Annotated in this window: 26 protein-coding genes; 5 read left to right on the top strand and 21 right to left on the bottom strand. The window is 68.5% G+C overall.

What is annotated here, in order from left to right; all coding sequences use genetic code 11:
• Positions 1–77 precede the first annotated feature (77 nt).
• Positions 78–980, bottom strand: coding sequence for an expansin EXLX1 family cellulose-binding protein (locus ON33_RS36450; protein WP_281033272.1), 903 nt, complete (start codon positions 978–980; stop codon positions 78–80).
• 222 nt (positions 981–1202) lie between these two features.
• Between ON33_RS36450 and ON33_RS36445 the strand changes: the two genes are divergently transcribed.
• The gene (locus ON33_RS36445) at positions 1203–2060 is read left to right on the top strand and encodes a cyclopropane mycolic acid synthase family methyltransferase (RefSeq protein ID WP_040863684.1); all 858 of its coding nucleotides are present in this window, start codon (positions 1203–1205) and stop codon (positions 2058–2060) included.
• Here the strand turns inward: ON33_RS36445 and ON33_RS36440 are convergent.
• The gene (locus tag ON33_RS36440; protein WP_040863756.1) at positions 2044–3057 is read right to left on the bottom strand and encodes a zinc-binding alcohol dehydrogenase family protein; all 1014 of its coding nucleotides are present in this window, start codon (positions 3055–3057) and stop codon (positions 2044–2046) included. The genes ON33_RS36445 and ON33_RS36440 overlap by 17 nt on opposite strands.
• 273 nt (positions 3058–3330) lie before the next feature.
• Between ON33_RS36440 and ON33_RS36435 the strand changes: the two genes are divergently transcribed.
• Positions 3331–4917 (top strand): ArnT family glycosyltransferase, encoded by a 1587-nt coding sequence (locus ON33_RS36435; protein ID WP_040863683.1) that lies wholly within the window; start codon positions 3331–3333, stop codon positions 4915–4917.
• A gap of 81 nt (positions 4918–4998) precedes the next feature.
• On the opposite strand, the gene ON33_RS38935 is transcribed toward ON33_RS36435, so the two are convergent.
• From ON33_RS38935 to ON33_RS36345, 18 genes are all read right to left on the bottom strand, one after another.
• Entirely contained in the window at positions 4999–6516 is a 1518-nt protein-coding gene (locus ON33_RS38935; protein WP_051153410.1) for a glycosyltransferase, read from the bottom strand.
• A complete protein-coding gene (locus ON33_RS42145) occupies positions 6513–7127 on the bottom strand; it encodes a class I SAM-dependent methyltransferase (RefSeq protein ID WP_051153409.1) in 615 nt (204 codons plus the stop codon). Before ON33_RS42145 ends, ON33_RS38935 begins: the two co-directional genes overlap by 4 nt.
• Positions 7124–7840 carry a DUF2334 domain-containing protein gene (locus ON33_RS42140; RefSeq protein WP_040863682.1) on the bottom strand — a complete coding sequence of 239 codons (717 nt, stop codon included), beginning with the start codon at positions 7838–7840 and terminating at the stop codon, positions 7124–7126. Before ON33_RS42140 ends, ON33_RS42145 begins: the two co-directional genes overlap by 4 nt.
• Positions 7841–7903: 63 nt before the next feature.
• A complete protein-coding gene (locus tag ON33_RS42135; RefSeq protein WP_051153408.1) occupies positions 7904–8542 on the bottom strand; it encodes a TetR/AcrR family transcriptional regulator in 639 nt (212 codons plus the stop codon).
• Positions 8539–9120: a TetR/AcrR family transcriptional regulator gene (locus ON33_RS43810; RefSeq protein WP_281033275.1), complete on the bottom strand. Its 582-nt coding sequence runs from the start codon at positions 9118–9120 to the stop codon at positions 8539–8541. Before ON33_RS43810 ends, ON33_RS42135 begins: the two co-directional genes overlap by 4 nt.
• A gap of 62 nt (positions 9121–9182) precedes the next feature.
• Positions 9183–9812 carry a hypothetical protein gene (locus ON33_RS43805; protein ID WP_051153406.1) on the bottom strand — a complete coding sequence of 210 codons (630 nt, stop codon included), beginning with the start codon at positions 9810–9812 and terminating at the stop codon, positions 9183–9185.
• A 14-nt stretch (positions 9813–9826) separates the two neighbouring features.
• Complete coding sequence (locus ON33_RS36400; RefSeq protein WP_040863681.1) at positions 9827–10777, bottom strand: MlaD family protein; 951 nt, start codon at positions 10775–10777, stop codon at positions 9827–9829.
• Positions 10778–11785, bottom strand: a complete 1008-nt coding sequence (locus ON33_RS36395; RefSeq protein ID WP_051153405.1) for an MlaD family protein — start codon at positions 11783–11785, stop codon at positions 10778–10780.
• A gap of 11 nt (positions 11786–11796) precedes the next feature.
• On the bottom strand, positions 11797–12726 hold the full coding sequence (locus tag ON33_RS36390) for an MCE family protein (RefSeq protein WP_051153404.1): 930 nt from the start codon (positions 12724–12726) through the stop codon (positions 11797–11799).
• On the bottom strand, positions 12727–13740 hold the full coding sequence (locus tag ON33_RS36385; RefSeq protein ID WP_051153403.1) for an MlaD family protein: 1014 nt from the start codon (positions 13738–13740) through the stop codon (positions 12727–12729).
• The gene (locus ON33_RS36380; RefSeq protein ID WP_040863679.1) at positions 13740–14747 is read right to left on the bottom strand and encodes an MCE family protein; all 1008 of its coding nucleotides are present in this window, start codon (positions 14745–14747) and stop codon (positions 13740–13742) included. The genes ON33_RS36385 and ON33_RS36380 overlap by 1 nt, the downstream gene beginning before the upstream one ends.
• Positions 14744–15772, bottom strand: coding sequence for an MlaD family protein (locus ON33_RS36375; RefSeq protein WP_040863678.1), 1029 nt, complete (start codon positions 15770–15772; stop codon positions 14744–14746). Before ON33_RS36375 ends, ON33_RS36380 begins: the two co-directional genes overlap by 4 nt.
• A gap of 3 nt (positions 15773–15775) precedes the next feature.
• Positions 15776–16645 carry an MlaE family ABC transporter permease gene (locus ON33_RS36370; protein ID WP_040863677.1) on the bottom strand — a complete coding sequence of 290 codons (870 nt, stop codon included), beginning with the start codon at positions 16643–16645 and terminating at the stop codon, positions 15776–15778.
• A complete protein-coding gene (locus ON33_RS36365; RefSeq protein WP_083869575.1) occupies positions 16645–17475 on the bottom strand; it encodes an MlaE family ABC transporter permease in 831 nt (276 codons plus the stop codon). Before ON33_RS36365 ends, ON33_RS36370 begins: the two co-directional genes overlap by 1 nt.
• A 299-nt stretch (positions 17476–17774) precedes the next feature.
• A complete protein-coding gene (locus tag ON33_RS36360; RefSeq protein WP_040863676.1) occupies positions 17775–19004 on the bottom strand; it encodes an NAD(P)/FAD-dependent oxidoreductase in 1230 nt (409 codons plus the stop codon).
• The gene (locus ON33_RS36355; protein WP_040863675.1) at positions 19001–19186 is read right to left on the bottom strand and encodes a rubredoxin; all 186 of its coding nucleotides are present in this window, start codon (positions 19184–19186) and stop codon (positions 19001–19003) included. Before ON33_RS36355 ends, ON33_RS36360 begins: the two co-directional genes overlap by 4 nt.
• Positions 19183–19368 (bottom strand): rubredoxin, encoded by a 186-nt coding sequence (locus ON33_RS36350; RefSeq protein WP_040863674.1) that lies wholly within the window; start codon positions 19366–19368, stop codon positions 19183–19185. The genes ON33_RS36355 and ON33_RS36350 overlap by 4 nt, the downstream gene beginning before the upstream one ends.
• A complete protein-coding gene (locus tag ON33_RS36345; protein ID WP_040863673.1) occupies positions 19368–20606 on the bottom strand; it encodes an alkane 1-monooxygenase in 1239 nt (412 codons plus the stop codon). The genes ON33_RS36350 and ON33_RS36345 overlap by 1 nt, the downstream gene beginning before the upstream one ends.
• A 108-nt stretch (positions 20607–20714) precedes the next feature.
• Here ON33_RS36345 and ON33_RS36340 point away from each other — a divergent pair, with 108 nt between their 5' ends.
• On the top strand, positions 20715–21368 hold the full coding sequence (locus tag ON33_RS36340) for a TetR/AcrR family transcriptional regulator (RefSeq protein ID WP_245551158.1): 654 nt from the start codon (positions 20715–20717) through the stop codon (positions 21366–21368).
• Here ON33_RS36340 and ON33_RS36335 read toward each other — a convergent pair.
• A complete protein-coding gene (locus tag ON33_RS36335) occupies positions 21365–23314 on the bottom strand; it encodes a GMC family oxidoreductase (protein WP_040863672.1) in 1950 nt (649 codons plus the stop codon). The genes ON33_RS36340 and ON33_RS36335 overlap by 4 nt on opposite strands.
• A 124-nt stretch (positions 23315–23438) precedes the next feature.
• Here ON33_RS36335 and ON33_RS36330 point away from each other — a divergent pair, with 124 nt between their 5' ends.
• Together ON33_RS36330 and ON33_RS36325 are read left to right on the top strand one after the other, a co-directional pair.
• Positions 23439–23918 carry a pyridoxamine 5'-phosphate oxidase family protein gene (locus ON33_RS36330; protein ID WP_040863671.1) on the top strand — a complete coding sequence of 160 codons (480 nt, stop codon included), beginning with the start codon at positions 23439–23441 and terminating at the stop codon, positions 23916–23918.
• Positions 23919–24011: 93 nt separating this feature from the next.
• The gene (locus ON33_RS36325; RefSeq protein WP_040863670.1) at positions 24012–24698 is read left to right on the top strand and encodes a respiratory nitrate reductase subunit gamma; all 687 of its coding nucleotides are present in this window, start codon (positions 24012–24014) and stop codon (positions 24696–24698) included.
• The last annotated feature ends 93 nt before the right edge of the window (positions 24699–24791 follow it).

The following is a 24791-nucleotide window of genomic DNA, read 5'->3' as shown; positions in this document are numbered from 1 at the left end:
CCTCCCGGCACACCGTCTCGGCGGTCGAAATGGAACACGTTCCACTTGATGATGCCATATTGACAGGGGTCGGCGGGTTACGGCTTACACGGGGCCGGGGCGACGACGACCGTGGTCGCGACCACCGGAACCGTCGGCGGAGGCGGGGTGACGGACGGGTCGGCGGCGATCTCGTAGAGGTGAATTCCGGTGCGGCGCACCTGTCCCGGCTCGAGCGTGACACCCGAGACGAAGGCTGCGTGACCGTAGACGTCGACCACTTCGGCCGTGAAGGGGCCTGGACCCAGACCGGAGATGTTCCAGTAGTTGTCGTTGCCGCGGCGCAGCGGCCGGTAGTCACCGCCCGAATCGGGGCGCAGCGCGACCTCCCGGATGGGATTCCCGGTGCCGGAGAACAGGATTCCGATCCAGCTGGGCGAGGAACCGGGCTGGACCCGGTAGAAGAGTTCGGGCGCCGGATCGGGGTCGCGCACCTGATTGATCCGAATCGGCGCGACACCGTCGGTGGCCTCGGCGATGACCTCGAAAGCCGCACGGCTCAAATCGTATTGGTCCGGGCCGCAGCCGGGGCAGCGGTCCACGACCTGGGCGCGGACGCTGCCCAGCGGGCCGTCGATGTCGACATAGGAGCCGCACGGGGCGGAACCGTCGTACCGATCGCTCGGGACTCCGACGTAGTAGCCGTCCATCGGCAGATCCGGCAGCGAGCACGCCACACCCTGATTGAAGGCGTAAAACCGGGCCTCGCCCGGTTCCGGGGCCGGTTGCGACTCCTGAGTCTGAATCTGCCGCGAATTAACTGAAGTCAATGCCGCGGCAGCGGGAAGCGTGACGACGGTCGCCGTGGGTGACGCTGCACCACAGCCCGAGGATTGGGGCCTGATCCACCACGTCGCCAGCCCTACCACCACTGCTCCCGCCACAATCGTCCACAACCATGGCTTGCCAGAATGGACCTCTTCGTGCCCCGTGCGGTGCATGGCCGGTGCCCAAACCTCCCGTGATATGTTTGCTGACGCGATGCTGCACTCTCATCAGGAAAGCAGCCGATGCCGTTACGCCGGGCTCGAATGGGCAAGCCCGAGGGAAGAGCGCGGCGTGTTGGCGGTGTGTCATGGAGTTAGAACCGCAGGCCACAGCATTTCGTATGCCCGGATATCCCGCATCTCCGGATGCCCGCTCGCCTCAGGAGAGATTCCGTCATGGCCCAGCTCGCACCCTTCTACCGGCAGGTGCAATCCCACTACGACCTGTCCGACGCCTTCTACGCCCTGTTCCTCGACCCGAGCATGACCTACAGCTGCGCGTATTTCGACCGCACGGGCATGACCCTCGAGGAAGCGCAACTGGCCAAGATCGATCTGGCCCTCGGAAAGCTGGGACTCGAACCCGGCATGACACTGCTCGATATCGGCTGCGGCTGGGGGTCGACCATGATCCGGGCGGTGCTCACCCACGGCGTACGGGTGATCGGACTGACCCTGAGCCGCAACCAGTTCGAGTCGGTGCAGACCCGGCTTCGCGAGCTCGGCATCTCCGAAGCCGAGGTGCGGCTGCAGGGTTGGGAGGAATTCGAGGGCACCGCCGACCGGATCGTCAGCATCGGGGCGTTCGAGCACTTCCGCAAGGCGCGATACGCGGAATTCTTCACCCGATGCCATCGGATGCTGCCCGCGGACGGGCGCATGCTGCTGCACACCATCATCGGGCGGACCCTGGCCGAGTTGCGCGCCGCGGAGATCCCGGTGACCCGTGAGGACGCGCTGTTCCACATCTTCGTCAAGCGCGAGATCTTCCCCGGCGGCCAACTGCCGCAACCCGATACGGTCCCGCGGGAAGCGGAGGCGGTGGGCTTCCGGACCGCGCGGATCCAGTCACTGCGACCGCATTACGCCAAGACTCTGGACCTGTGGGCGGCGGGACTGGAGGCGCATCACGCCGAGGCGGTCCGGATCACCTCCGAGGAGGTCTACCAGCGGTACATGCGGTACCTCACCGGGTGCGCGGACCGCTTCCGGGCGGGCCACCTGGACGTCAAGCAGTTCACCCTTCAGAAGTAGGCGTCAGGACGGCCGCGCCCGCGAATCGGCCGTGGGACAGATCCGCGAGCGCCTGATCGGCGCGCTCGAGCGGGTAGGGGTGGATGGTCACCTCGAGGCGATGCTCGCCCGCGAAGGCGAGGAATTCCCTGGCGTCGCGGCGCGTATTGGCGGTGACGGAACGAATCTCCCGCTCCTGGAACAGATGTCGCTGATAGTTGAGCGGCGGGATATCACTGAGGTGGATTCCGGCGATCGACAGCACGCCGCCGCGATCGAGTGCCGCCAGGGCGGGCAGCACCAGATCGCCCACGGGCGCGAAGAGAATCGCCGAATCGAGGGGTTCGGGCGGTGCGTCGGCGGCGCCCTGCGCGGAGGCCGCGCCCAGTTCCAACGCGAGGTCTTGTGCCTGCTTGTCGCGGGTCATCACGTGGACTTCCGCGCCCTGCGCGAGCGCCACCTGCGCCGCGAGATGGGCGCTGCCGCCGAAACCGTAGATGCCCAGCCGCCCGCCCTCGGGCAGCGCCGCACGCCGCAACGCCCGATACCCGATGATGCCGGCGCACAACAGGGGCGCGAGTTCGGCATCCGCGTAGCCGCCGGGCAGCGGCAGCGCGTAATCCGCTGGGACGGTCGTGTATTCGGCATAGCCGCCGTCGGCGTCCCAGCCGGTGTAGCGCGATTCGGGGCACAGATTCTCATCACCGCGGCGGCAGAACCGGCACACCCCGCAGGTGTGGCGTAGCCAGGCGATCCCGACCCGATCCCCGACCTGGATCTCGGCGTCCACCCCGTCCCCGGCTTCGACGACCACGCCGACGACCTCGTGCCCGGGCACCACCCGGGCCCGGTGGACCGCGAGATCGCCCTCGGCGACATGGAGATCGGTGCGGCACACTCCGCAGGCCAGGACCCGCACCAGCAACTCTCCGGCACCCGGCGCCGGGATCGGGACCCGATCGAGGCGCAGCGGCCGCTCGTCGATCGGACCCGGGTGCTCGACCTGCCAAGCTCTCATGGTTGCCATCCCCCTAGTCTCCTCCCCGTCTCACGGCCGGAGACCTCGCACGCGCCGACCTCGATTTCGGACCCGGGCAGGGCCCGCCGTCCGGGCCGGCGACCCGAGGTTCCAGCAGGCGCATCGTGGGCGACCGGTAGCCGTCGAGCAAGCCCCGGAAACGATTGGGTGACCGATTCGCCCGAAACCAGTTATTCTGCAGCCTGATCGACGCCCGGCATTGCCGAAATGCGGTTTGTGCCGGGCGTCTTTGCGTGGCCCGGGAGGGGATGGATGTCAACGATCGACGCGGCGCCCGAGGTGAAGGCCGCCGAACCGGCGGCCGAACCGGCGCCGTTCGCCTGGCGCGGCGTGCTCGCCGTGTCCCTCGGCTTCGCCATTGTGCTCGGCGTGCCCGCGGCGCGAATCAACTATTTCGGCGATGAGCTGTACTTCCTGGCGGCCGGCCGGCGGCTGGCGTGGGCATATCCGGATCAGGGGCCGCTGGCGCCGTTCGTCGCGCACCTCATGGATGTGATCGCGCCGGGTTCGGTGCTGGCGCTGCGGATTCCGGCGTTGTTGCTGATGGCGGCCGCCGCGGTGGTGGCGGCCGCTACGGCGCGGGAGCTGGGGGCGGGGACGCGGTATCAGGTGCTCGCCGCCACGGCCTACGCGGTCTCGCCGCTGGCGTTCAACCAGATGCAGCTGATCACGCTGACCTTCGACATTCCCCTGCAGGCAACGATCATCTGGTTGCTGATTCGCTGGGTGCGGACCCGGCAGGACTGGCTGCTGATCGTCGCCGGTGTGTGCGCCGCGTTGGCCTTCCAGGCCAAATGGATGATGCCGGGTGTGTGGGCGCTGCTCGGGCTCGGCGTGCTGGTGGCCGGTCCGCGCGAGATGCTGCGCCGACCCGCCCTCTACGTCGGCACGCTGATCCTCACGGCCGCCATGATCCCCGGCATCCTGTGGCAGATGGACCACGACTGGGTGGAATCCAAGATGACCGCGATCATCGCCCAGGAGCAGTACGCGGCCCATACCGGACCGCTCATCTGCGCGGTGGAGATCGCCGTCCAGTGCGGCCTGCTCGGCGGCCTGCTCAGCATCCTGGGCCTGTGGGGCCTGGTGCGGCTGGAGTCGTTGCGGCCCTACCGTTTCGCCCTGGTCGCGGGCGTGGGGCTGCTGGTGATCGTGCTCGTGGAGAACGGCCGTTCCTACTATGTCGCGGGCTTCTGGCCGGCCCTGATCGGCGCGGGCGCGTTCGCGCTGAGCACGGTCGAGGCGCGGCGACAGGTGCGCAAGGCCGTGAACGCCGTGGCGGTGGTGTCGGCCGTCATGTTCACCCTGTGGATGTGCGCGATCCCGGTGCCGTACAGCTGGGCGTGGGCCCGGGACTTCACCGGGATCGATCGCCCGATCACCGACCAGGCCCAGTACTGGCAGCGCGAGTCGCTGACCGGCCCGGCCGGCTACGAGACCTTCACCAAGGCGGTCGCGGACGCGGTGGCCGGACTGCCCGAATCCGAACGCCGCGACACCGCCGTGGTCGCGACCGCGTATGTCCAGGCCAGCGCGCTGGAGGAATTCGGCCGCGCGTACAACCTGCCCCCGGTGTACAGCCCCAACCGCGGCTTCGGCTATTTCGGCCCGCCCTCGGACTCGGCCCGCACCATCGTCTACCTGTCGGTGGACGGTGTCGGCGACAAGGAGTTCCTGTCCAAGTTCGCCTCCACCACCCAGGTGACCCGAATCGACGAGCCGAACGGTCTGCCCGGTCTGGAGCGCCTGATCACCGTCTATGTCTGCCGTGAGCCGCTGCGTCCGTGGGCCGAGGTCTGGCCGGGTCTGATGACCCTCACCTTCCCCAACGGCATCTGACGAGCACAGTCTCAGTGCGGCCGCGGCATTCGATGCCGCGGCCGCACTGTTTTCCGGCCGAGCGGGCGAGACCGACAGTGGCTATGCCGACCAGCGGTCGTGGGGCTGCTGACGCTCGGGGGTGACCGGGCTCAGACGCCGGACGATGGTGCGGCGCAGTGCGTCCAGGGCAGCGCCGGTCAGTGGCGCGCGGGCCAGGGCGAGCACGGTCGTCGATTTCGCGGGGTCCGATGCCTCGGCCAGCAGGGCACGGCGGGTGGCGGGGTCGAGACCTGCTGCGGCCATGGCCGTGGCGATGGTATCGAGGTGGCCGGGGCCGAGGCAGTGGGCCGTGGAACGGGCCAGGGTCCAGAGGTCGTCGGCGCGGCGGTGGGCCGGGGGGACGGCGGCAGCGTGGCGGGTTTCGAAGTCGATCCAGTGGGCGGTTCGGGTCGCCGGGTCGACGAGGACATTGCGGAGGATGGCGTCGCCGTGGGATTCGCCGGCGGCGTGCAGGGTTCGGAGCGCCCGGGCGGCGGTGGTGATCACCAGAGCGGGATCTGTGCTGCCGGTGCGGAGCAGGTCGTCGGCCGGGACGCCGGGAAGCAGCGGGACCAGCAGTGATCCCGGGATCGATCGCACGGTGTCGAATCCCGTGCGGGCGTGGTGCATTGCGCGTTCGCGCTCGTGCCAGGCGGGTCCCGACAGGACACGCACCGGTTCCCCGAAGAGCGTCAGCCAGCAGTTCCAGAGTGGCAGGAGGATCAGAAGTCCTGGGCGGCGGCGCTTTTCGACCCAGGTCGCGCCGTCGATCGTCCGCAGGCGCAGGGTGTGCATCGGGGCAGCGGAAACCGCACGCGCGAGCGCGAGCGAGATGGCCGAAGGTCGCGGGCCGAGCCGGAATTCGCCGACAGGTGCGCGGACGGTGTCGGTGTAGTGGGCGCGGCCGCTCGGATGGAGAACGGCCCAGACATATTTCGCGAAGGTGCGCGTGTAGCCGAAGCGCTGGAGTTGCATGCGGCGGCTGGAGGAGCGGACGGTCAGCTCGCGATCGTGGACGAAGCGGGTGCGCCGGGCCCGCCACAGGCCCGACAGCACCGGCCATTCCTCTGAGATCTGGACCTGTTCGTCGAACGGGCCGAAGGCGTCGAAGGCCTCGCGAGTGCAGAACATGAAGGCGGACATGGCCTTCGCGCGTGCGAGCGGCAGCAGGCGCACGTGATCCCAGAACAGCCACCACAGGCGGGCGCGCAGGCCGCCGTCGAGGCCGGCGAGACGGGTCAGGCCGCCGTCGGCACCGTTGCGGTGGTGGGCGAGCACCCGGGCGAGGGCGTCGGCCGGGACGTGGGTGTCGGCGTCGACGAAGACCAGCAGCTCGCCGTGAGCGTGCCGCGCACCGAGATTGCGTGCGCGGGCGGCTCCGGGCAGCGCGGATTCGACGACGCGAACGCCGAGCGAGCGGGCCAGCGCGGCGGTGCCGTCGATGCTGGCGCTGTCCACGACGAGGATGTCGATGTCGTGCTCCGGGCCCACGGCGGCGGCCGCGTCGAGCAGGGCGCGCAACGTCTCGCCCAGCGCCGCTTCCTCATTGCGGGCGGGGACGATGACCGACAGCGTCATCGCGCGCGGTCGAAGACGAACAGGTCGCGCCCGCCGAACGGCACCGGCCAGCGGTCCGGTTCGAAGGCGACCTCCCGCAGTCCGGCCGCCCGGGCCGCCGCCCGGACGTCATCGCGGGACAGCACGCGCCGCACGTGCAGGGCGACACCGGCCGCCATGCCGGAGTCCACGAAGCCGACGAGCCGCGACAGCTGAAATGCCAGGCGGCCGAGGAAGAATCCGCGCACCACCAGCGAAGCGCGGCCCAGCCGACCGCCGGAGGTGGACTGGAGCACGATCACGCGCGACGCCACCCGGGCCGTCTCGGCGAGCACAGCCGCGGGGTCGGCGGGGAACTGCAGCACGTGCAGGACCAGTGCCGTGTCGAAGTCGTCGCCGGGAAACGGCAGCACGCCGTCCGCGCACAGCACCGGCCCCGGCCCGACGACATGCATGTCCACGACATCGGTTTCGACGACGGCGAGCCCGGTGACCTTGCAAAGCAGGTCCGCGATGTGCCCGGTCCCGGAGCCGACGTCGAGCACCCGCCCGGTCACCGGCAGATACGGTGCGATCCGATCGGCGATCCGCGCGGCGCGCTCGGTCGCCGCCTGCTCGAGCCGCGCCTTCACGCCACCCGCTCCGCTGCGAGCAGCTCCCGCACCAGCGCGGGCCGTCTGCCCCTGTCGAGCATCGAGCGCACCGTCGTCACCGCCCTGGGCAGTAGCCCGCGTCGCACGTCCAGGGGATGGATCACGATGGCGGGCACCGTGTTTCGCCGCATCTCGGCCAGCCGGCCCGCGCCCGCGCCGAGCGCGGACAGCGCCGCCACCGGCGACACATCCCAGCTCCGCGTGGCCAGCCGCACGGATGTCCCCCGCACGTCCGCGGCCCGCGCCCATCCCACCCGGTATCGAAAGCCGATTTCCGCCAGCAGTGCCGGATCGACTGCCCCGAATTGGTATGCCGGAGGCAGGAATCCGTCGATCGGCCGCGCGAACACCGTCTCGAGGAGGTCCCGTCCGCGCTCGAGCCGCCGGCGGGCCTCCGCCCGCGCCAGACCCGAGAACTCGTCGGCCCCACCGGTCAGCAGCGAGATCGGGCCTCGCCCGCCGGCGCGCCGATGCTCCCATCCGTGCAGCAGCAGTTCCTCGGCCCGCCCGCCGACCAGCGCGTCATCCCCCGCCCGCAGCGGTTCGCCGTGCCAGCACGGCACCAGCCCCGCCGCGACGCGCGCCCCGACCAGCGGGCCCAGCGCCCCGAAGATCTCGTCGATCTCGGTAGCCCAGACGGGCGCGACATCGTGCACGGCGATATGGAACAGCCGGGTCATCTCGAAGGCCACAGTCGATCTCCTCCCCACCCGGCGAACATAGCACCGCCCACGGATGCCCCTGGTCAACCGCGTTCACGCCAGGTCACCGGCGAGCGCGGTCCGCAGAAAGGAGACCAGCTGATCGCGCACCCGGTCCTGGGTGAGCCCGTCGGATCCGGTGCGCAGGGCCGACAGCAGCGCCGAGACCAGGATCGAGAGCAGCACCTCCCCCGCGATCTCCGGATCGAGCGACGGGTCCAGGTACCCGTGGGCGATGCCGCGCACCACCACGTTCCGCGATTGCGCGCCGTAGGCGCGGGCGTGGTGCAGGCAGCGGTCCAGGACACGGTCGTCGATCGAAGAAGCTTCCAGCAGAAAGAAATTCACCAGTCCGCGCTCGGTGGCGACCAGGTCGTAGCAGCGGTCGACGACCCGGGCGTAGCGGTCGCAGAAGTCGTCGAGGGTGGCGGGGATGTCGTTTCGCTCCGGCCCCAGCAGGCGGACGCGGATGAGCGCGAAGCAGTGGTCGATGACGGCGTCGAGGATGTCGCGTTTGTTGGCGAAGTAGTTGTAGAAGGTGCCGTGGCTGACGCCGGCGGCGGTGGCGATGTCGTCCACCCCGATACCGCGGAAGCCGTGGGTGAGCACCAATTCGTAGGCCGCGCCGACCAATTCGGCCCGCCGACGCTCGCTGCGGGGCCCGCGGCCGCGCTCGGTCGGTCCGGCTGTCACGGCCGAACGCTCCGGGGGCGCAGGGTCCGGTCGAGGAGTTCGCACACCGCGCTCATGCTGCGTTCCCGGATGCCGAGATCTCCCGCGCCCAGCAGTTCCCGCATGATCGACGGGCCGACCATGGTGAGGATCATGTGCCCCAGCACGTCCGGGTCGATATCGGAACGGATCCACCCTTCCTCCCTGCCGCGCGTCAGTTCCCCCGCGATGAGCGAGGCGGTCAGCGCCTCCAGCCCGAGCAGCCGGTGCGCGAGTTCCGGATCGATGGCCCCGGCCTCGACCACCAGCAGCCGCAGCACCCGCGGTTCCCGCTCGAGCAGGTTCCAGAGCCGGTTCAAGGCCGCCCGCACCGCCGCGACCAGTTCGCCGACCTGGCCCGCGGTACCGAGGACGGTGTCGAGTTCCATGGCGTCGGTCACCTTCTCGACGCCGAGATCGATGACGTGGTCCAGGATTTCGCGCTTGCTGCCGAAGTAGCGGTAGACGGTGCCCTGCCCGATGCCGGCCCGGGCGGCCACCTCGGAGATGGCGGTGGCCTGGTAGCCGTTGGCGGTGAAGACTTCGAAGGCGGCCTCGATGATCTGCCGGCGCCGCCGTGGGGGGAGTTCGGGCTGGGGTGGCCGTCCGATGCGTCGCGAGGTTATTTCGCGGCCCCGCCCTTCTGGCCGAGATCCTTGGGACCGTAGTCGGTGACGACCCAGTCGCCACCGCCCTTGGCCACGGTCAGCACCAGCAGGTTCGGCACCGTGGCCGGATCGGGCTGCTGCACGTTCCGGGTCTTCTGGGTGGCGTAGACGGTGACGATGTACTGGTCGTTGTCCTTGGCCTCCACCGAGGTGCCGACCACGGCGCCGGTGGCCACCACCTGAGCGTCGGTCATGATCTTGGCGAGGGTGTCGTGAACCTGAGTGTACCTGTCGCGCAACGTATCCGAGGCGCCGCGCTCGACGCCGTCGAAGAAGGCGGGCAGGTTGCGGTAGTCGTAGGTCAGCGAGCGCAGGGTGTAGTCCTCGGCGATTTGCGCGGCGCGGTCGCGGTCGGCCTGGCTGTTCTTCAGGGCCTGGTAGTCGCCGGACGAGTTGTGCCAGAACACGCCGAGGACCACAGCCACCACCGCGAGCACCACCGCGGCGGCGGTCATCACCGGATAGGCGCGCTCGCGGAAGCTCGCGGGGGTCTCGGCGGTCTCGGGGGCGGGTTCGGTTACCCGCTCCGGCTCGGCGACCGGTGTGGTCTCGTCGTTGTGCGCGGTGTTCTCGTTCTCGGTCACGAATTGCCTTCTCTCTAGCGAGGAATGTCGATGGCCACATGGGCGGCGCCGTCGCCGGGGAACACCGTGGACAGCAGGTCCACGATCGAGCCGGCGTCGACGCGCAGTGGTTTGATCACGCTGGTCGCGGGTTCGAGCACGGTGGCGATGTGGCTCAAATCGGGGCCGATCAGCTGCAGGTAGTCATTGATCTTGGTGACCAGCGGCCCGATCGGATCGTCGAAGATCTTCTCGCCGATGTAGGAGTAGTTCTGAAAGGCGGCGATGATGTGCAGCAGCTCCGGCAGCGCGCTGTCGATGTCACCCGCGGCCGCGCTGAGAGTGGGGGCGCGGCCGTCGAACTTGTCGCCGAGGTTCTGCACGTTCGAGTACAGCCGCGCGATGGCATCGTGCTTGTCCCGCAACAGGTTCGCGGTATCGACCAGCGCCTTGGTCAGATTGGCGACATCGGCGTCGCGGCCCTCGAATCCGGCGGCGACCGTGGTGGCGAGGTTCTGCAGTTTCGCCGGATCCAGTTGCGCGGTCAGCGCGTCCAGCTTCGCGAGCGCGTCGCCGACCGTGGTCGCGATCCTGACCTGCCGGTTCGGCACCACACTGCCGTCGTGCAGGTACGGACCTTGGGTGCCGCTCGGCCGGAAGTCGAGAAACTGCTCCCCCGCCGCCGACAAGTTGGCGATCTGCACGACGCTGTCCACGGGAATCCGGTACCTCGCGTCGTATTCGAGGGTGACGGCCAGTCCGCGTCCGGTAGCACCGATATCGCGCACCTTGCCGATCGGCAGGCCGCGCAGCGTCACCTCGGAGGTCTTCATCAGGCCGCCGGAGCTGTCCAGCAGCACGGTGACGGTGTTGTGCTGGCGGCGCGGATCCAGATCGAGCACCCCAACGGCCATGTAGCTGCCGCAGACCAGGGTGAGCACCAGCAGCATGACCAGTGAAACCGGCCCGGAGAGTGAGAGTTTCATCTAGGGCACCATCCCGATCGAGCGCAGTGTGGTGATCAGCTGGTCGGCCTGCGCATCGGCGGAAACGTTCCCCACCTTCACATTCGGGGCGCTGAGGAAGGGAATGATCTTCTCCTTCAGCAGCGTATGGAAGGCGTCGAGGTCGGCGGACAGCGTCAGGTCGGCGTATCCGGCCGTGACCGCGGTGGGCGCGAGAACCGAGACGATCGACCGGAAGTCGCCGACGTGCGGCAGCAGCAGATCGCCGGCGTTCTTGGCCAGCGGGCCCCCGCTGATGATCAGATTGACCACGGCCAGCAACACATCCGACAGGCCGGCGGCCCGGTCGGGCCCGAGGGTGAGGATCCGATCCACGGCCCCGCGACCGGATTCCAGCTTGGCGGTGATCTGCTGCGCCGAGGTGAGGATCCGGTTCAGATCGTCGGTGTGCGAGGCCATGTCGTGCAGCGCCGCCCGCCCTGCCGCGTTGATGCGGTCCAATTCGGCCGGGTCCGACGGGAACGCCGCGTTCACGTCGGTGACCAGCTTCTGAATATCGGACCAGCGCCCGCCGGTGATGATGTTCGACAGCGCCCGCAGAATGTCCTCCACGTTCGTGGCGGGAATGGTCTGCGCCATCGGGATCACATCGCCATTGGCGAGGAACGAGGTGTCCGCGTTCTCGGGCGCCTCCAGCGCGATATGGATATCGCCCAGGATCGTGGACTGCCGCAATTCCGCGGTGGTGTTCTTCGGCAGTTTGGCGTCGCTGTGCAGTTTCACCGTCGCCACCACGGTGGTACCGATCAGATCGATGTGGTCGAGCATGCCGACCTCGACGCCGTCGGCGACCACCTTGGCCCGGTCGGGCAGGTTCAGCACCGAACCGAATTCGATGCGCACGGTGTAGGTGTCGCCGGACGGATAGGTGCCGGGAATGGGGATATCGGTGGCCTTCACCCCGCAGCCGGTCAGGACCAGTGTGGCCGCCGTGAGGAGGGGCGCGAGCCGGATCGCGGTGCGTCTCATGAGCCGTCGCCTCATTTCGCACCCGCCTGCGGGAGCTGGGCGGCGAGCGGCGGCAGGGCGCTGAGCAGCGAATCGATATCGCCCTCGTGCTGCTGGATGACGGTGTGCAGCTGCGGCAGTACCGCATCGAGCAGGCCGTAGACCTGCTGATCGTATTTGCCGGCATTGCGGGCGATCACGGGCAGGAATTCCACCGCGATATCGACCGCGCCGGAGAATTCGGCCGAGAACTCCCCGATCAGCTGGAGCCCGGCGCGCAGATTGTTCAGCATCCGCGCCATGTCCGGCCAGTTGGTCACGAACATGGTGGTGAGCTGGTCCAGATTGTCGACCAGCCGGCGGAAGACGGCGTCCTTCTGCGTGGGGTCACCGATCACCGCGGACAGCCGCTGCAGCAATTGATTCCACTGCTGCCCGGTCCCGTCGATGGCATCGTTCGCCGCGGTCAAGGTGTCGTCGAGCAGCGTGTCCGGTTTGCCGCCGGTACCGCCGCCTCCGGTCAGATCACCGGCCAGCTTGCCGATGGCGTCGAGCGCCTCGCTGATGCCGATCGGCGTCTTGGTCTTGTCCAGGGGAATGCATCTCGAGGTGTCGAAGCGGGTTCCGCCGGTGTACGGCTTGGTCAGTTCCACATGCCGGTCCGTCACAATGGAACTCGACATGGTGACGGCCTGGATATCGGCGGGGAGTTTCACCGAATCCTCGACACTCATGGTGACCCGCATGCGGTCGCCCAAGGCCTCGATCTTGGACACGGTACCGACCTCGACACCGAGCATGGTCACGCTGTTGCCCTTGTACAGGCCGACGGTGTCGGTGAATTCCGCGCACACGCTCTGTTTCGGATCGCGTTTCGTAGTCGCCCACGACACCCCGGTCACGCCGGCGGCGACCACCGCCACGGCCACCCCGGCGACGAGTGCTGCTCTGCCCCAATTCATTCAGCACGCCTTGCCTTCGTAGGGAATGCACAGCCGGATTCCGGCGGCCGGTTGATCGACCTTGATCTGGGTGCCCAGCATCCCGTTGAGCCGGTCGATGACATCGCGCATGCCGTTGATGACGGTGTCGATCCGATCCGGGTCCGCGGTCAGCTTGGAGACCAGCTGTTCGAACTGCGTGACCGACGGCTCGATGCTGTCGCCGTAGGCCATGATCGGCCGGTGCAGGACGACCAGCAGCCGCTTCAACAGGTTGAACATGCTGACGATGTCGTCCTTGCGATTGCCCAGCTGGTCGGCCACCGTGCCCAGCTGTTTCACGAAATCGGCCAGCAACGCCTTGTCGCCGGCGACGGCGGCGATGTATTCGTCGGACACGGTGAGCGCGCTGTTGAGCTGGCCGGTGCGCTCGCCGAGCAGCCCGGTCAGCTCGTTCGCGTTGCCGATGACCCCGCGCAGCGCGTCCGGCTGTTGCGCCAGCGCCGAATTCAGCTGCCCGATGGTGTCGCGCATGGTCCCGGCGTCGATCTTGCCGAATACCGGCGTGCCCTTGTCGAGGATGGCACTCAGTTCGAAAGGGGTGGCCGTGCGCTCCGGCGGAATGTGCTTCGACGCCAGATCCTTGTCCCCGGTCGGGGACAGCGCCAGGTAGTGGCCGCCGATCGGGGTCAGCATCTTGACCTCGACCGCGGACCGATCTCCCACCCGCACATCGTGATTCACCGTGAAGCTGACCTCGACGTGGTCGCCGACCAGGTCCACGGCCCGGACCTTGCCGACGTTGATGCCCGCCACCCGCACCTCGTCGCCGGAGCGCGCGCCACCGGAGATCTTGAAGTCGGCGACGTAGGTGCGCTGTCCGAACGGGATCACGTACAGCGCACCGGCGATGCCCAGCGCGATGACGCATACCACGACTCCGGCCACACCCCAGCGCAACTGGGTGTTCTGGTCCCCGCGCCCGGCGAGTACGTCGCGAATCAGCTCGCCGGCATAGGCGATGAATGCTCTCATCAGTTGCACACCACCAGTTTCTGAGTGGACAGGATGACCCCGGCCACGGCCGGCAGCGCGGCCTCACCGTGCGAGCACGTGATGCGCGGCCGATAGCCCTGACCGGGCACCGACTGGTTGAGCCCGGCCACCAATTGCGGTGTGAGAGCCAGGATCTGGGTCAGCTGATCGGTCTGCGGCACCAGCCGCCGCAGCAGTCCGTCGACCGGGCCGTAGCCGGTGTCGTAGGCGTCGCGGCCCTCCTCCAGGATCGGCACCATCGGCCCCAGCACGCCTTCGGCGGTGTCGACCGCGCTCAGCATGGTCTGGGTCTTGGCCGTGAACTGGTGCAGGATGCCCGAGAGCTGCCGCACCAGATCCCCGACCGCCTGAGACTTGCCGCCGAGCGAATCGGCGACCACGCCCAGGTTCCTGATGAGCAGCACGATCACCGCCTCGCTGTTGCGGGCGTGCTTGGTGAGCGTGTCCAGATCCGACAGCACCGGGCCGATGCCCGAGCCGTCACCCTGGATGACCCGCAGCAGATTGGTGCCGAACTGGTTGAGCTGCGCCGGATCCAGCGTGTCGAACATCGGCTTGAAGCCGTTGAACAGCTTGGACACGTCGAAGCTCGGGATGGTCCGCTCCACCGGAATCATCGCTCCCGCAACAAGTTTCGTACCTCGCTGCCCGTCGGTGAGCAACTCGACATACCGCTGGCCGATGAGATTCTGGTACCGCACCGCGGCCTTGGTGTTGTCGTACACCGGCCGCGTCCGATCCACCGTGAAATGCACGCGGGCCTTGGTGCCGTCCAGCGACACCGACTCCACCTTGCCGACGGCGACGCCCGACATGCGCACCGAGTCGCCGGCGAAAAGCCCGGAGACATCGGTGAACACGGCGTCATAGGAGACCTTGTCGCCGGGAATCGGGGTGCGCAGCGCCGTCACGATGAACGTGGTGCAGGCGGCCACGATCACCAGGAATACGGTGAGTTTGAGGGCGGACTTGGTGATGTCGCTCATTTCGCCCCTCCCGCCAGCGAATCGGCCAGGTACGGCATGGTTTTCACGATCAGGTCGAGCTGCAGCCGGACGTGGTCGTCCACCACGGGGAACGCGCCGTCCATGGCCTGCAGCAGAATCGGGACACGGTTGTAGGCCGGGGCCACCGAGCCGATCGACACGCTGATCGGCACCGCCAGGTCCAGAATGCTGTCGAGGATCTTCGTCAGATCCGGATTGTTCTGCTGCAGCAGGTTCGACAGCCCCACCAGCACCGCGTCGTTCACGCCATTGGTGGCCTTGTTGGTGCGCGCGCGGTTCTCCGGATCGCCGAAGTAGGCGCTCTGTTCGAGCACGGCCAGGATGGCGTGCCCGGCCGAGGGAGTCAGGTCCCGGAACGCCCCGGTCATGTCGCCGCCGATGCGCAGGTAGTGGGCCAGGGTGTTCTGCTGCCCGTCGGCCAGCAGCTTCGCGGTCGCGAAGAACGACTGCAGCACCGGGCCCATACTCGAGGCATTGTCGAGCAGCAGGTCGAACAGCCGGTGCACCGACGCCGAATCCAGCACCTGGGTGAGGCGCGCGGCGCGGCGGAAAACCCCGGCCACGGTCGCGTTGGTGGCGTTCGCCCCGATCTGCAACACCGTGTGCTCGCGCAGCTTCCGGCCGCCGGTGCCCGGCACCAATTCGATGGCGCTGGAACCGAATACGTTCGACGAGGTGAAGCGCGCACTGACGTCGTCGGTGAGCGCGCCGGCCTGGCGGCGCTCGATCGCGAGATCGATGCGCTGATGCCCGTAGCCGACGGTCTCGACCTTCTCGACGGTGCCGATGGCATAGCCGCGGAACTTCACCTCCGCGCCCGGAGCCAGGCCCTCACCCAGTGTCGCGGCATCGACGGTGACCTCGAAGCGATCCGAGAAAGCGCCCCGCGCATAGGAACTCACGACAATCGTCACGGTGACGAGGACGATGGCGACCACCAGCCCCCGCGCCCGCAACATCCAGGGACCGGCGCTACGGCCGGAATAGTCCTTGAACACGGCCATGTTTCACCCCGAAATCCGGATGCCGACATCCAGGCCCCAGATCACGATCGTGAGGATCATGTCCAGAATGACCACCAGCACCAGGCTGGCGCGGATGGCGCGACCGGAGGCCCGGCCCACACCCTCCGGGCCGCCCGAGGCGTAGAAGCCCTGGTAGCCGTGGATGAGAATGATGACGACCACGAAGATCGTCGCTTTGACCAGCGAAGCCAGCACGTCGCCGGGCTGCAGGAAGGCGTCGAAATAGTGGTAGTAGGTGCCCGATGACTGCCCGTGCAGCACGTTCACCACGGTCGCGCAGGACAGGTACGACAGGATGAGCGTGAGCAGGTGCAGCGGCACGATCGTGATCACGCCGGCGATCACACGGGTGGTCACCACGAACGGCATCGGCCGGATGCCGATGGCCTCGAGCGCATCGATCTCCTCGGAGATGCGCATCGCCCCGATCTCGGCGGTCATGCGGCAACCCGCCTGTGCCGCGAAGCCGATGGCCGCCACCATGGGCGCCATCTCGCGAGTATTGGCGTAGGCGGAGACGAACCCGGTGAGCGGGCCCATGCCGACCATGTTCAGCGCGGTGAAACCCTCCACGCCGATGGAGCCGCCGACCGCGATGCCGAGGAAGGCGAGCACGGCGACGGTGCCGCCGCCGACGATGATCGCCCCGGAACCCCAGGTGATGTCGGACAGGATGAGCATGGTCTGACGCCGGTAGATCCGCAGGGTGTGCGGGATGGCGGCGAGCACGTCGTAGACGAAAGTCGCCTGGTGGCCCAGGGATTCGAGGACCGACATGGGCGCGTGCGCGCTCGCGCCGATCACCCGGCCCGCCGTCCCGAGCGGCGTGTATCGGGCTGGTACCTGTGTCATCAGCCCACCTGCGTCGGGACGAACATCGACACCAGCTGGGTGATCACCAGATTCACGCCGAAGGCGGCGATCACGCCGATCACCACCGCCGCGTTCACGGCATTGGCCACCCCGCGCGGACCGGCGCCGGCCTCGAGTCCGCGCTGGCAGGACACCACGAGCACGATGACCCCGAAGACGATCGACTTCACGATGGCCACCCACAGGTCGGTCATCTTGGCGAAGGCCGCGAAGGCCGACAGGTAGGAGCCGGGCGTCACGCCCTGGAAGCCGACGGCGATCACGTACCCGGTGAACACGCCCATGAAGATGATCAGCATGCACAGCAGCGGCGTGAGCGCGATCATGGCCGCCAGCCGCGGCGCGACCAGCCGGCGCACCGGGTCGATTCCCATGACGCGCAAGGCATCCACCTCGTCGCGGATGGTGCGCGCGCCGAGGTCCGAGGCGATGGCCGATCCGGCCGCGCCGCCGAGCAGCAGCGCGGTCACCATGGGCGCGCCCTGCCGGATCACGCCCAGGCCGCCGGCCGCGCCGGAGACCGAACTCGCGCCTACCTGCTGGGTCAGGCTCCCCACCTGCACCGCGACGATGACGCCGAACGGAACCGACACCAGCACAGCGGGAATCGCGGTCACGCTGACGATGAACCAACCCTGCTGTAGCGTGTCACGCCACGGATGCCGCAGCGTAACGATATCGCCGATCAGGAACCGGAACGCCGCGATCGCCAGCTGAATGGTGCGCCCGAATGTCCGCAGCCCCGAGAGCACGAATTCGATTGCCTGCCGTATCAACGGCTCCGGCCCCCGAACAGCCTTGTCGACCAATGTTCACCACCCCACAGCCCCACTGCTGGTCGATGCCGACCGGTCCCTCTGCTGACCGGCGCGGACTGACCGAGACAGTAATACACATTTCGGACTGACGTGTCAGTCTTCACGGAAATCGCCACGCTCTTGACAGGGGTCCGTGAGCAAGGGAATGATGCGCGCGCCGCGCGGATAGCACGCTCTACCAGCAGGTTTCAGCAATGGGTCGGCAAATGCGAAATGCCGCCGAACCATTCGAATGGTCCAGCGGCATTTCGGATTTTGCGGGCTGTTAGCTCAACTGCGGGCGTCCGCCCTCACGACTGTCCGGACAGTACGAGCGCCTCGGCCAGCGGCCGGGATTCGTCGACGCAGGCGGCGGGGTCCACCGGCCCGCCCCGGGCGATCAGGTCCCGGGCGGCCCGGAACTCGGCCGGGCGGGCAATGGCCACCACGCCCGTCGGACGACCCTCGCGGAGCGCGAGCACAGTCGCGTCGCCGTCCTGGACACGACCCCGCACGACCAGGTCATCGCCGGCCTGAATCACGCCCGCGAACTGCACGTTCCTGCCGTACTGCAGCGACCAGCCCCACGGCACCTCGGCGACCGCGGCGGGCAGCCCGAGCATCGAGCGGGCGGCGGCGGCCCCTTGCGCCTGCGCGCTGTTCCAATGCTCCTCGCGCCGATACTCCCCCGTCCCGGGATCGAATCGGCTGACCGCGTCACCGGCCGCGTACACCCCGGGCGCTGATGTCCGGTAGCCCTCGTCGACCCGAATGCCATCGGCCACGGCCAGGCCGGCGGCCTCGGCGAGCCGAGTGTCCGGGACAGATCCGATCGCCACCAGCACCGTGCCCGCGATCCAGGTGCGGTCATCGTCGGCCACCGCGACGACCTCCGCGCCGTCGCGGGCCAGCTGGGTCAGCCGGACATCGGTCCGGATGGCAACGCCGTTGTCCGCGTGCAGCTTCCGGACGTAGTCGCCCACCACTGCGGGCGCGACCCGCTCCAGCGGCGCGGCCCCGGCATCGAGCACCGTCACCTCGGCCCCGAGTCCCCGTGCGGTGGCGGCGACCTCGCAGCCGATCAGGCCCGCGCCGATGATCAACAGGGACCCATCACGCTGGATCGCCTCCCGCAACGCCGCGGCATCCGCCCGGTGCCGCACGGTATGGATACCGGGCGCGTCGGCCGTGCCGGGCAGCGGGCGCGGGCGCGCGCCGGTGGCGAGCAGCAGGGTGTCGTAGCCGACGGCGGTGCCGTCGGCGAGCCGGACCAGCCCGGGTTCGGGGGCAATGGACTCGACCTCGGTGCCGACGCGCAGATCGATGTCGTGGGCCTGCCAGAATTCGGCGGGCTGCAACAGGGTTCGACGATCCTCGACGGTGCCGGCCAGCAATTCCTTCGACACCATCGGGCGGCGGTACGGCGCTGCGGGTTCCGCACCGATCAGGACGATCTCACCGGTGTAGCCCTCGGTACGCAGGGTGCGGGCGGCGGTCGCGCCCGCGACGCCCGCACCCACGATGACGGTGCGACCGCTCACGCGCGGCTGACCTCGACCATCTCGAAATCGCTCTTGGCCGCACCGCAATCCGGGCAGGACCAGTCGTCGGGGATGTCGTCCCAGCGGGTGCCGGCGACGATGCCGTCCTCGGGCCAGCCCAGGGCCTCGTCGTATTCGAAGCCGCACTGCAGACAGCGGAAGAGTTTGTAGTCGGTGCTCATGAGTGGTGTCCTGTCGAGGTGGAGGTGGGTTCGAAATCGAGCTTCTCGCGCACCCCGCAGTCGGGGCAGCACCAGTCGTCGGGGACGGCGGACCAGGGGGTGCCGGCCGGGAAGCCTTCGCGCGGCGCGCCTTTCGCCTCGTCGTAGACGTAATCGCAGACCGGGCAACGGTAGGAAGCCATCACGCGACCCCGTACTTCGCCAGGACGCGCTCCCGCTTGCGGGGCTGGATGTTCATCTTGCCGGCATCGCCCGAATAGTGTTCCAGCACACGGTGATCCATCACCCGCCGCCACAGTGGCGGGAAGTAGGCCAGCGAGATCATGCTCGCGTAGCCGCTGGGCAGGTTCGGCGCGCCGTCCATACTGCGCAGCGTCTGATACCGGCGGGTGGGGTTCGCGTGATGGTCGCTGTGCCGCTGCAGGTGGTACAGGAAGATGTTCGTGACGATGTGGTCGGAGTTCCAGCTGTGCTCCGGGGTGCAGCGCTCGTACCGGCCGCCGGCGGTCTTCTGCCGCAGGAGGCCGTAGTGCTCGAGGTAGTTGACCGTTTCCAGCAGGGTGAAGCCGTAGATCGCCTGGATCACCAGCCAGGGCAGCACCGCCGGGCCGAACACCGCGGCCAGCACGCCCCACAGCACCACCGACATCAGCCAGGCGTTGAGCACGTCGTTCCGAATCGTCCACGGGCTCTTGCCGAGTCGCTCCAGCCGCTTGGCCTCCAGTTCCCACGACGACCGCAGGCTGCCCCACACGCTGCGCGGCAGGAAGGCCCAGAAGGTCTCGGCGAAGCGGGCGCTGGCCGGATCCTCGGGCGTGGCCACCCGCACATGGTGGCCGCGGTTGTGCTCGATGTAGAAGTGGCCGTAGAAGGTCTGGGCGAGCGTGATCTTCGACAGCCAGCGCTCCAGCTCGTCCTTCTTGTGGCCGAGTTCGTGCGCGGTGTTGATCCCGACGCCGCCCATGACGCCCATGCTCAGCGTCAGGCCGATCTTGGAGACGACCCCCAGGCCGCCGTCGATGCCCAGCCAGGACAGGTCGCTCGCGGTCCACAGGTAGCAGGCGACGGTCAGGCTCAGCAGCTGGAAGGGAATGTAGGCGTAGACGCAGTACCGGTAGTACTTGTCGTTCTCCAGGTACTCCATCACCTCGTCGGGCGGGTTCTGACCGTCCGGGCCGAAGAAGCGGTCCAGCACCGGCAGCAGCCCGTACAACAGCAGCGGGCCGATCCACCACCACACCGGGGCGACGACCGACCAGCCGAGTTGGTTGAACGCCCACACCAGCGCCAGCGCCAGGAACAGGGCGGTCGGGGGGACGAGACCGACCAACCACAGATACCGCTTGCGGTCACGCCACTCGGGGCGGGCCGAAGCCTCGGGCTCCCGGCCGCGCCCAACTCGAGAACGAGACGTCGTCATTGCCGTACTCCTTGCGTTTACACTTTCCGAAGATCTGTATTCATTAGATACACTGTAATCCAGTCTGTCAATGACGGGACGAAAGTTGAGCTCATGTACCATCGGGACGTGGTTGAAGCGCCGAACTTCCAGACAGAGATGCGGCAGTTGCTGCGCGAGCGGATCGTCGACGCGGGCCGGCGGATAGTCATCACCGAGGGCTGGGGTGCGGTGAACATGTCGCGGCTGGCCAAGGAGGTCGGCGTGAGTCGGCCGGTGCTCTACAAGGAGTTCGCCAACAAGCACGAGCTGGCCGAAGTGGTGATCCAGCAGGAGGTCGACATCTTCCTGGTCGGCATCGCCGAGAGCCTGGCCGCGCATCCCGCGGACGTGGCGGCCGGCATGACGCAGGCGGTCGACTACACGCTGCGGACGGGCGCCGACAACACCCTGCTCAAGGCGGTGCTGGCCGGACGGTCGGAGACCGACACCGCCCTGCTGCCGGTGCTGATGACCGAGACCGAACCGGTGCTGGGTCGCGCGATCACCGCGGTCTCGGGCGCGCTGCGCACGCAGTACGGCCTCGACGACATGAGCGATATCGAGCTGACCTCGATGTCGGAGGTCCTGGTGCGGCTCGCCCTGAGCCATCTGTTCCAGCCGACGGGCCCGATCGACCGGGCCGTCGGCCAGATCCGCCGGGTGATCGTCGGCGCCTTCGGCGCGGCACTGGAACAGTCTGCCGCGCAGTCGGATCGGTCCGGGTCGGGCGGATCCAGCTAGGTCAGGCGCGCGGCCAGCCGGGTGGCGTTCATGTGGGCGATGGCCTCGATGCTGACCATCGGGTTCACGCCGGAGGCGGTCGGGAAGCAGGAGCCGTCGGCCACCACGATATTCGGGACGTCCCAGGTGACGCCGTCGGGATTGGTGGCCGAATCCGCGGGTGAGCCGCCCATGCGAGCCGAGCCCATGATGTGCAGCGCGCCCATCGAGCAGCGGCCCGGCGCGTACCCGGCCGCGGCGGCCTGCGCGGTGAACTCCTCGTGCGAGCCCTGTACGCCGGGCTCGTAGGCGACGCCGGCCTGGTGACCGGAGAAGATCCGTTGGGCGCCCGCCGCCTCCAGAATGCTTGCGGCATTGACGATTCCGGTGTGCATGTGGGCGGCGTCGCGGGCGGAGAGGCGGTAGCGCACCACCGCTTCGCCCTTGCGGTCGGTCTCGACCGAGCCGTGGTCGCGATCGCGGGTGATCACGCCCACGGCCACGGTATTGGCCAGTTTCAGCATGCGGTCGCGATGGGCGGCCGCGCCGGTCCACGCCTGGAAGCCCACCGACATGCCCGGGGTCATCGGGCCGGTCTCGTAGATGACACCGTAGCCGTTGCCGTCGAGATCGTGGTCCTGCTCGGAGTAGCGGGTCTGCAGACCGCCCTCCCACGGGCGAATGTCCTCGTCGAAGACGCCGAAAACCGCTGTGGCCGGGTGCAATCGGAGGAAGTCGCCGATGGCGCGGTTGCCCAGCCCGGAGCGGCGCAGCAGGGCGGGGGTCTGGACGGCCCCGGCCGCGACCACGACCGCGCGGGCGCGCACCCACACCGAACGGCCGTCCGCCGTCACCGCTTCCACGCCGGTGGCGCTGCCGTTCTCGACGACGATGCGCCGGACGTCGGTGCCGACGAACAGGCGCGCTCCCGCCTCGGCCGCGTCCGCCAGCCAGGTCTTGACCACCGACTGCTTGGCGCCAATGCGGCAGCCGAAACCGCAACGCCCGCATTCGATTCCGGCATCACAGTTGGTCACATTGCGGGGCAGCGGCTCGACGTGCCAGTCCAGCTTGCGCAGGCCGCGCTCGAGGATCTCGTCACGGTGCGAAGCGGGCGAGTGGTCCATGGTGACCCCGAGACGCGACACCACCGCATCGAGAGAGTCGGTGTATTCCTGCTCCGCGAACTGCCGTGCGCCCAGTCCGGCCCATTCCTCGCGGACATCGTCCGGGGTGCGGAAGGAGGTGGTCCAGTTGACCACCGTGCCGCCGCCCAGTGCGGTACCCGCGACGAGTCCGAGCTGGCCTTCGGCGGTGGCGGCCGGGCCGGGGGCGTACAACTTCAGCAGGCCCTCCTTCTCCCCCATGCCGAAGTCCGGATCGTCGTAGTACTCGCCGCGTTCGAGCACCACCACGTCGAGCCCGGCCCGGGCCAGCACCGCCGCGGCGGTTCCGCCGCCCGCGCCCGACCCGATGACGACCACATCGCACCTCACGGTGGTGTCGGCATCGGGCCGCTGCGGGCTGAGCCCACGCCGCGCGCCCTCGACCGGACCGAACGCGGGCGGAATCCCGATCCGATCCCACACCGGGTTGATCCCGGTGGGCCCCGGCGTCAGGTAGTAGGAGGTGACCGCCGCGCCCTTCAACGCCTGGAACAGCGCCCGCTTCTGTTCGAGCCGCGAATTGGCCATGCCGAGCAGCCAGCGCTCCCGGTCCTCGGGGCTCAGTTGCGAGAATTTCCGCCAGCCCGCGCCATTGAGCGCACCGAACAGGCGTGAATCCCACACTCGCATGAGCAGTTCGAACTGCCGCCGTTCCGCCGCCCGCGGATTGCGCCCGAGCAGTTCGGTCACGGTGTCGACCACGCCCAGTGCGGAGGCCGCCGGCAGATCACCCCCGTCCCCCGGCGCAAAGCTGTCACAAATTATTCCGAGTACCGCACGCCGCGCCGCGTCTGAAGCCATGCCGCCATCATGCGCCACGCCCCCGCCGCTGTCCCGGCAATTGCGGCACGCCGCCCTCACTTGTCTCACCGGAATCCCGTTACCCTCGAATCGCCCCACCCGCCCGAACCGGTCAGGATCAACCGTGACACTCGAACAGAACTGGGATCGCGTCCGCGACACCGTATCCCGCGCCGGGCACTGCGCCATCGCCTCGGTGGACGCCGACGGTTCACCGCATGTCACGCCCATCGGGACGGTCTTCCTGCGCGACACCGCGACCGGGTTCTATTTCGATCAGTACACCGAGGCGCTGGCCTGCAATCTGGACACCGATTCCCGGGTGTGCCTGATGGCCGTCGACAGCGGTCCGCTGTTCTGGTTCCGGTCCCTGCTGACCGCTCGCTTCCCGGCCCCGCCCGGGATCCGCCTCTACGGCACCGTGAGCGCGAAACGCCCCGCCTCCGAGGCGGAGTTACGGCAGGTCCGCAGGCGGGTGCGTCTTCCCGTGCGGCTCCCGGGCGGCCGGTTGCTGTGGTCGGATTTCAGCCATGTCCGGGACATCACCTTCACCGACTACCGGCCAGTTCGATACCCGTACATGATGTCTCACCTCTGGCCGTAACCGGGGTCGCGCTGGAACACCGAGTTGGCACGAATCGACACTTCTCTGCAGGCGTCGGGCGTGCGAAGGTTGCTCGTCGAGCAAGTACGGCAAATGACTCTGTGGGATGTGGGCATGATGATCGCGCTGTGGGTGGCGCTGCCCTACGCCGCCCTCGTGTCGTGCGTGGCCGGACATGTGTGGCGGTATCGGCGGGACGGGTTCCGCGGGTACCTGTACGGACCGCACCTCGATCGCGCGCAGCGGGCCGGAATCGCGGCGGTGCGCACCGGGTTCCCGATCGTGTTCGTGGTGCGGGTCGTGGAAATGGTTGCGTCCGGGCCGCATTCGCGACCCGACCACGGAATCCAGCTGATGCTGGCCGCGATTCAGATCGTGGCGGTGCCCGTCACGATCACAGGGGTCGCGCTCATCCTGATTCCGCCGCTGATCTCCGCCGATGTCCGGCATCGGGTCACGCCGGTGGATCGCCTCACCCTGCCGCTGCTGGCGGCGGCGCTCCTGTCGGCGGTCCTGGTGACCTTCGACGGCGGCTCCACCGACAGCCGATACCGCACCGCCGAAACACTTTTCACGTGGGCGCGCTCAGTGATCGCCCTGCATCCGGAATCGGCGGTCATGGACCACGCCCCGCTCCTCTATCAGGTGCGCGGACTGATCGTGGTGCTGATCATCGCGGTGTGGCCCTATACCCGCCTGGCCGGCATCCTCATCGTCCCCCTGCTGCGCGTCGCCCGCCAGGTCGCCGCCGTCCCCTATCGGTCCGCGCCGACGGTCTGATCAGGTCGGCATCGCGATTTCCGGGAGGTAGCCGCATTCTTCCGGGCGGCGATTTCACACCCTCGGGGTCGCCGAGTTTCGTATATACGCGGG

This window comes from Nocardia niigatensis NBRC 100131, assembly GCF_000308655.1.
Lineage (GTDB): Bacteria > Actinomycetota > Actinomycetes > Mycobacteriales > Mycobacteriaceae > Nocardia > Nocardia niigatensis.
Note: the sequence above shows the minus strand (reverse complement) of the source record. Positions and strands in the feature narration are given on the sequence as shown.

Excerpts from the sequence above, each read along its gene's own strand:
- ON33_RS36355 (WP_040863675.1), bottom strand. The coding sequence starts at position 19,186 with ATGAGCACCGACTACAAACTCTTCCGCTGTCTGCAGTGCGGCTTCGAA.
- ON33_RS36385 (WP_051153403.1), bottom strand. The coding sequence starts at position 13,740 with ATGAGAGCATTCATCGCCTATGCCGGCGAGCTGATTCGCGACGTACTC.
- ON33_RS36445 (WP_040863684.1), top strand. The coding sequence starts at position 1,203 with ATGGCCCAGCTCGCACCCTTCTACCGGCAGGTGCAATCCCACTACGAC.
- ON33_RS36380 (WP_040863679.1), bottom strand. The coding sequence starts at position 14,747 with ATGAGCGACATCACCAAGTCCGCCCTCAAACTCACCGTATTCCTGGTG.
- ON33_RS36395 (WP_051153405.1), bottom strand. The coding sequence starts at position 11,785 with ATGAGACGCACCGCGATCCGGCTCGCGCCCCTCCTCACGGCGGCCACA.
- ON33_RS36370 (WP_040863677.1), bottom strand. The coding sequence starts at position 16,645 with ATGACACAGGTACCAGCCCGATACACGCCGCTCGGGACGGCGGGCCGG.
- ON33_RS36400 (WP_040863681.1), bottom strand. The coding sequence starts at position 10,777 with ATGAAACTCTCACTCTCCGGGCCGGTTTCACTGGTCATGCTGCTGGTG.
- ON33_RS36375 (WP_040863678.1), bottom strand. The coding sequence starts at position 15,772 with ATGGCCGTGTTCAAGGACTATTCCGGCCGTAGCGCCGGTCCCTGGATG.
- ON33_RS36335 (WP_040863672.1), bottom strand. The coding sequence starts at position 23,314 with ATGGCTTCAGACGCGGCGCGGCGTGCGGTACTCGGAATAATTTGTGAC.
- ON33_RS36440 (WP_040863756.1), bottom strand. The coding sequence starts at position 3,057 with ATGAGAGCTTGGCAGGTCGAGCACCCGGGTCCGATCGACGAGCGGCCG.
- ON33_RS36345 (WP_040863673.1), bottom strand. The coding sequence starts at position 20,606 with ATGACGACGTCTCGTTCTCGAGTTGGGCGCGGCCGGGAGCCCGAGGCT.
- ON33_RS36325 (WP_040863670.1), top strand. The coding sequence starts at position 24,012 with ATGACTCTGTGGGATGTGGGCATGATGATCGCGCTGTGGGTGGCGCTG.
- ON33_RS36390 (WP_051153404.1), bottom strand. The coding sequence starts at position 12,726 with ATGAATTGGGGCAGAGCAGCACTCGTCGCCGGGGTGGCCGTGGCGGTG.
- ON33_RS36435 (WP_040863683.1), top strand. The coding sequence starts at position 3,331 with ATGTCAACGATCGACGCGGCGCCCGAGGTGAAGGCCGCCGAACCGGCG.
- ON33_RS36450 (WP_281033272.1), bottom strand. The coding sequence starts at position 980 with ATGCACCGCACGGGGCACGAAGAGGTCCATTCTGGCAAGCCATGGTTG.
- ON33_RS38935 (WP_051153410.1), bottom strand. The coding sequence starts at position 6,516 with ATGACGCTGTCGGTCATCGTCCCCGCCCGCAATGAGGAAGCGGCGCTG.
- ON33_RS36350 (WP_040863674.1), bottom strand. The coding sequence starts at position 19,368 with ATGGCTTCCTACCGTTGCCCGGTCTGCGATTACGTCTACGACGAGGCG.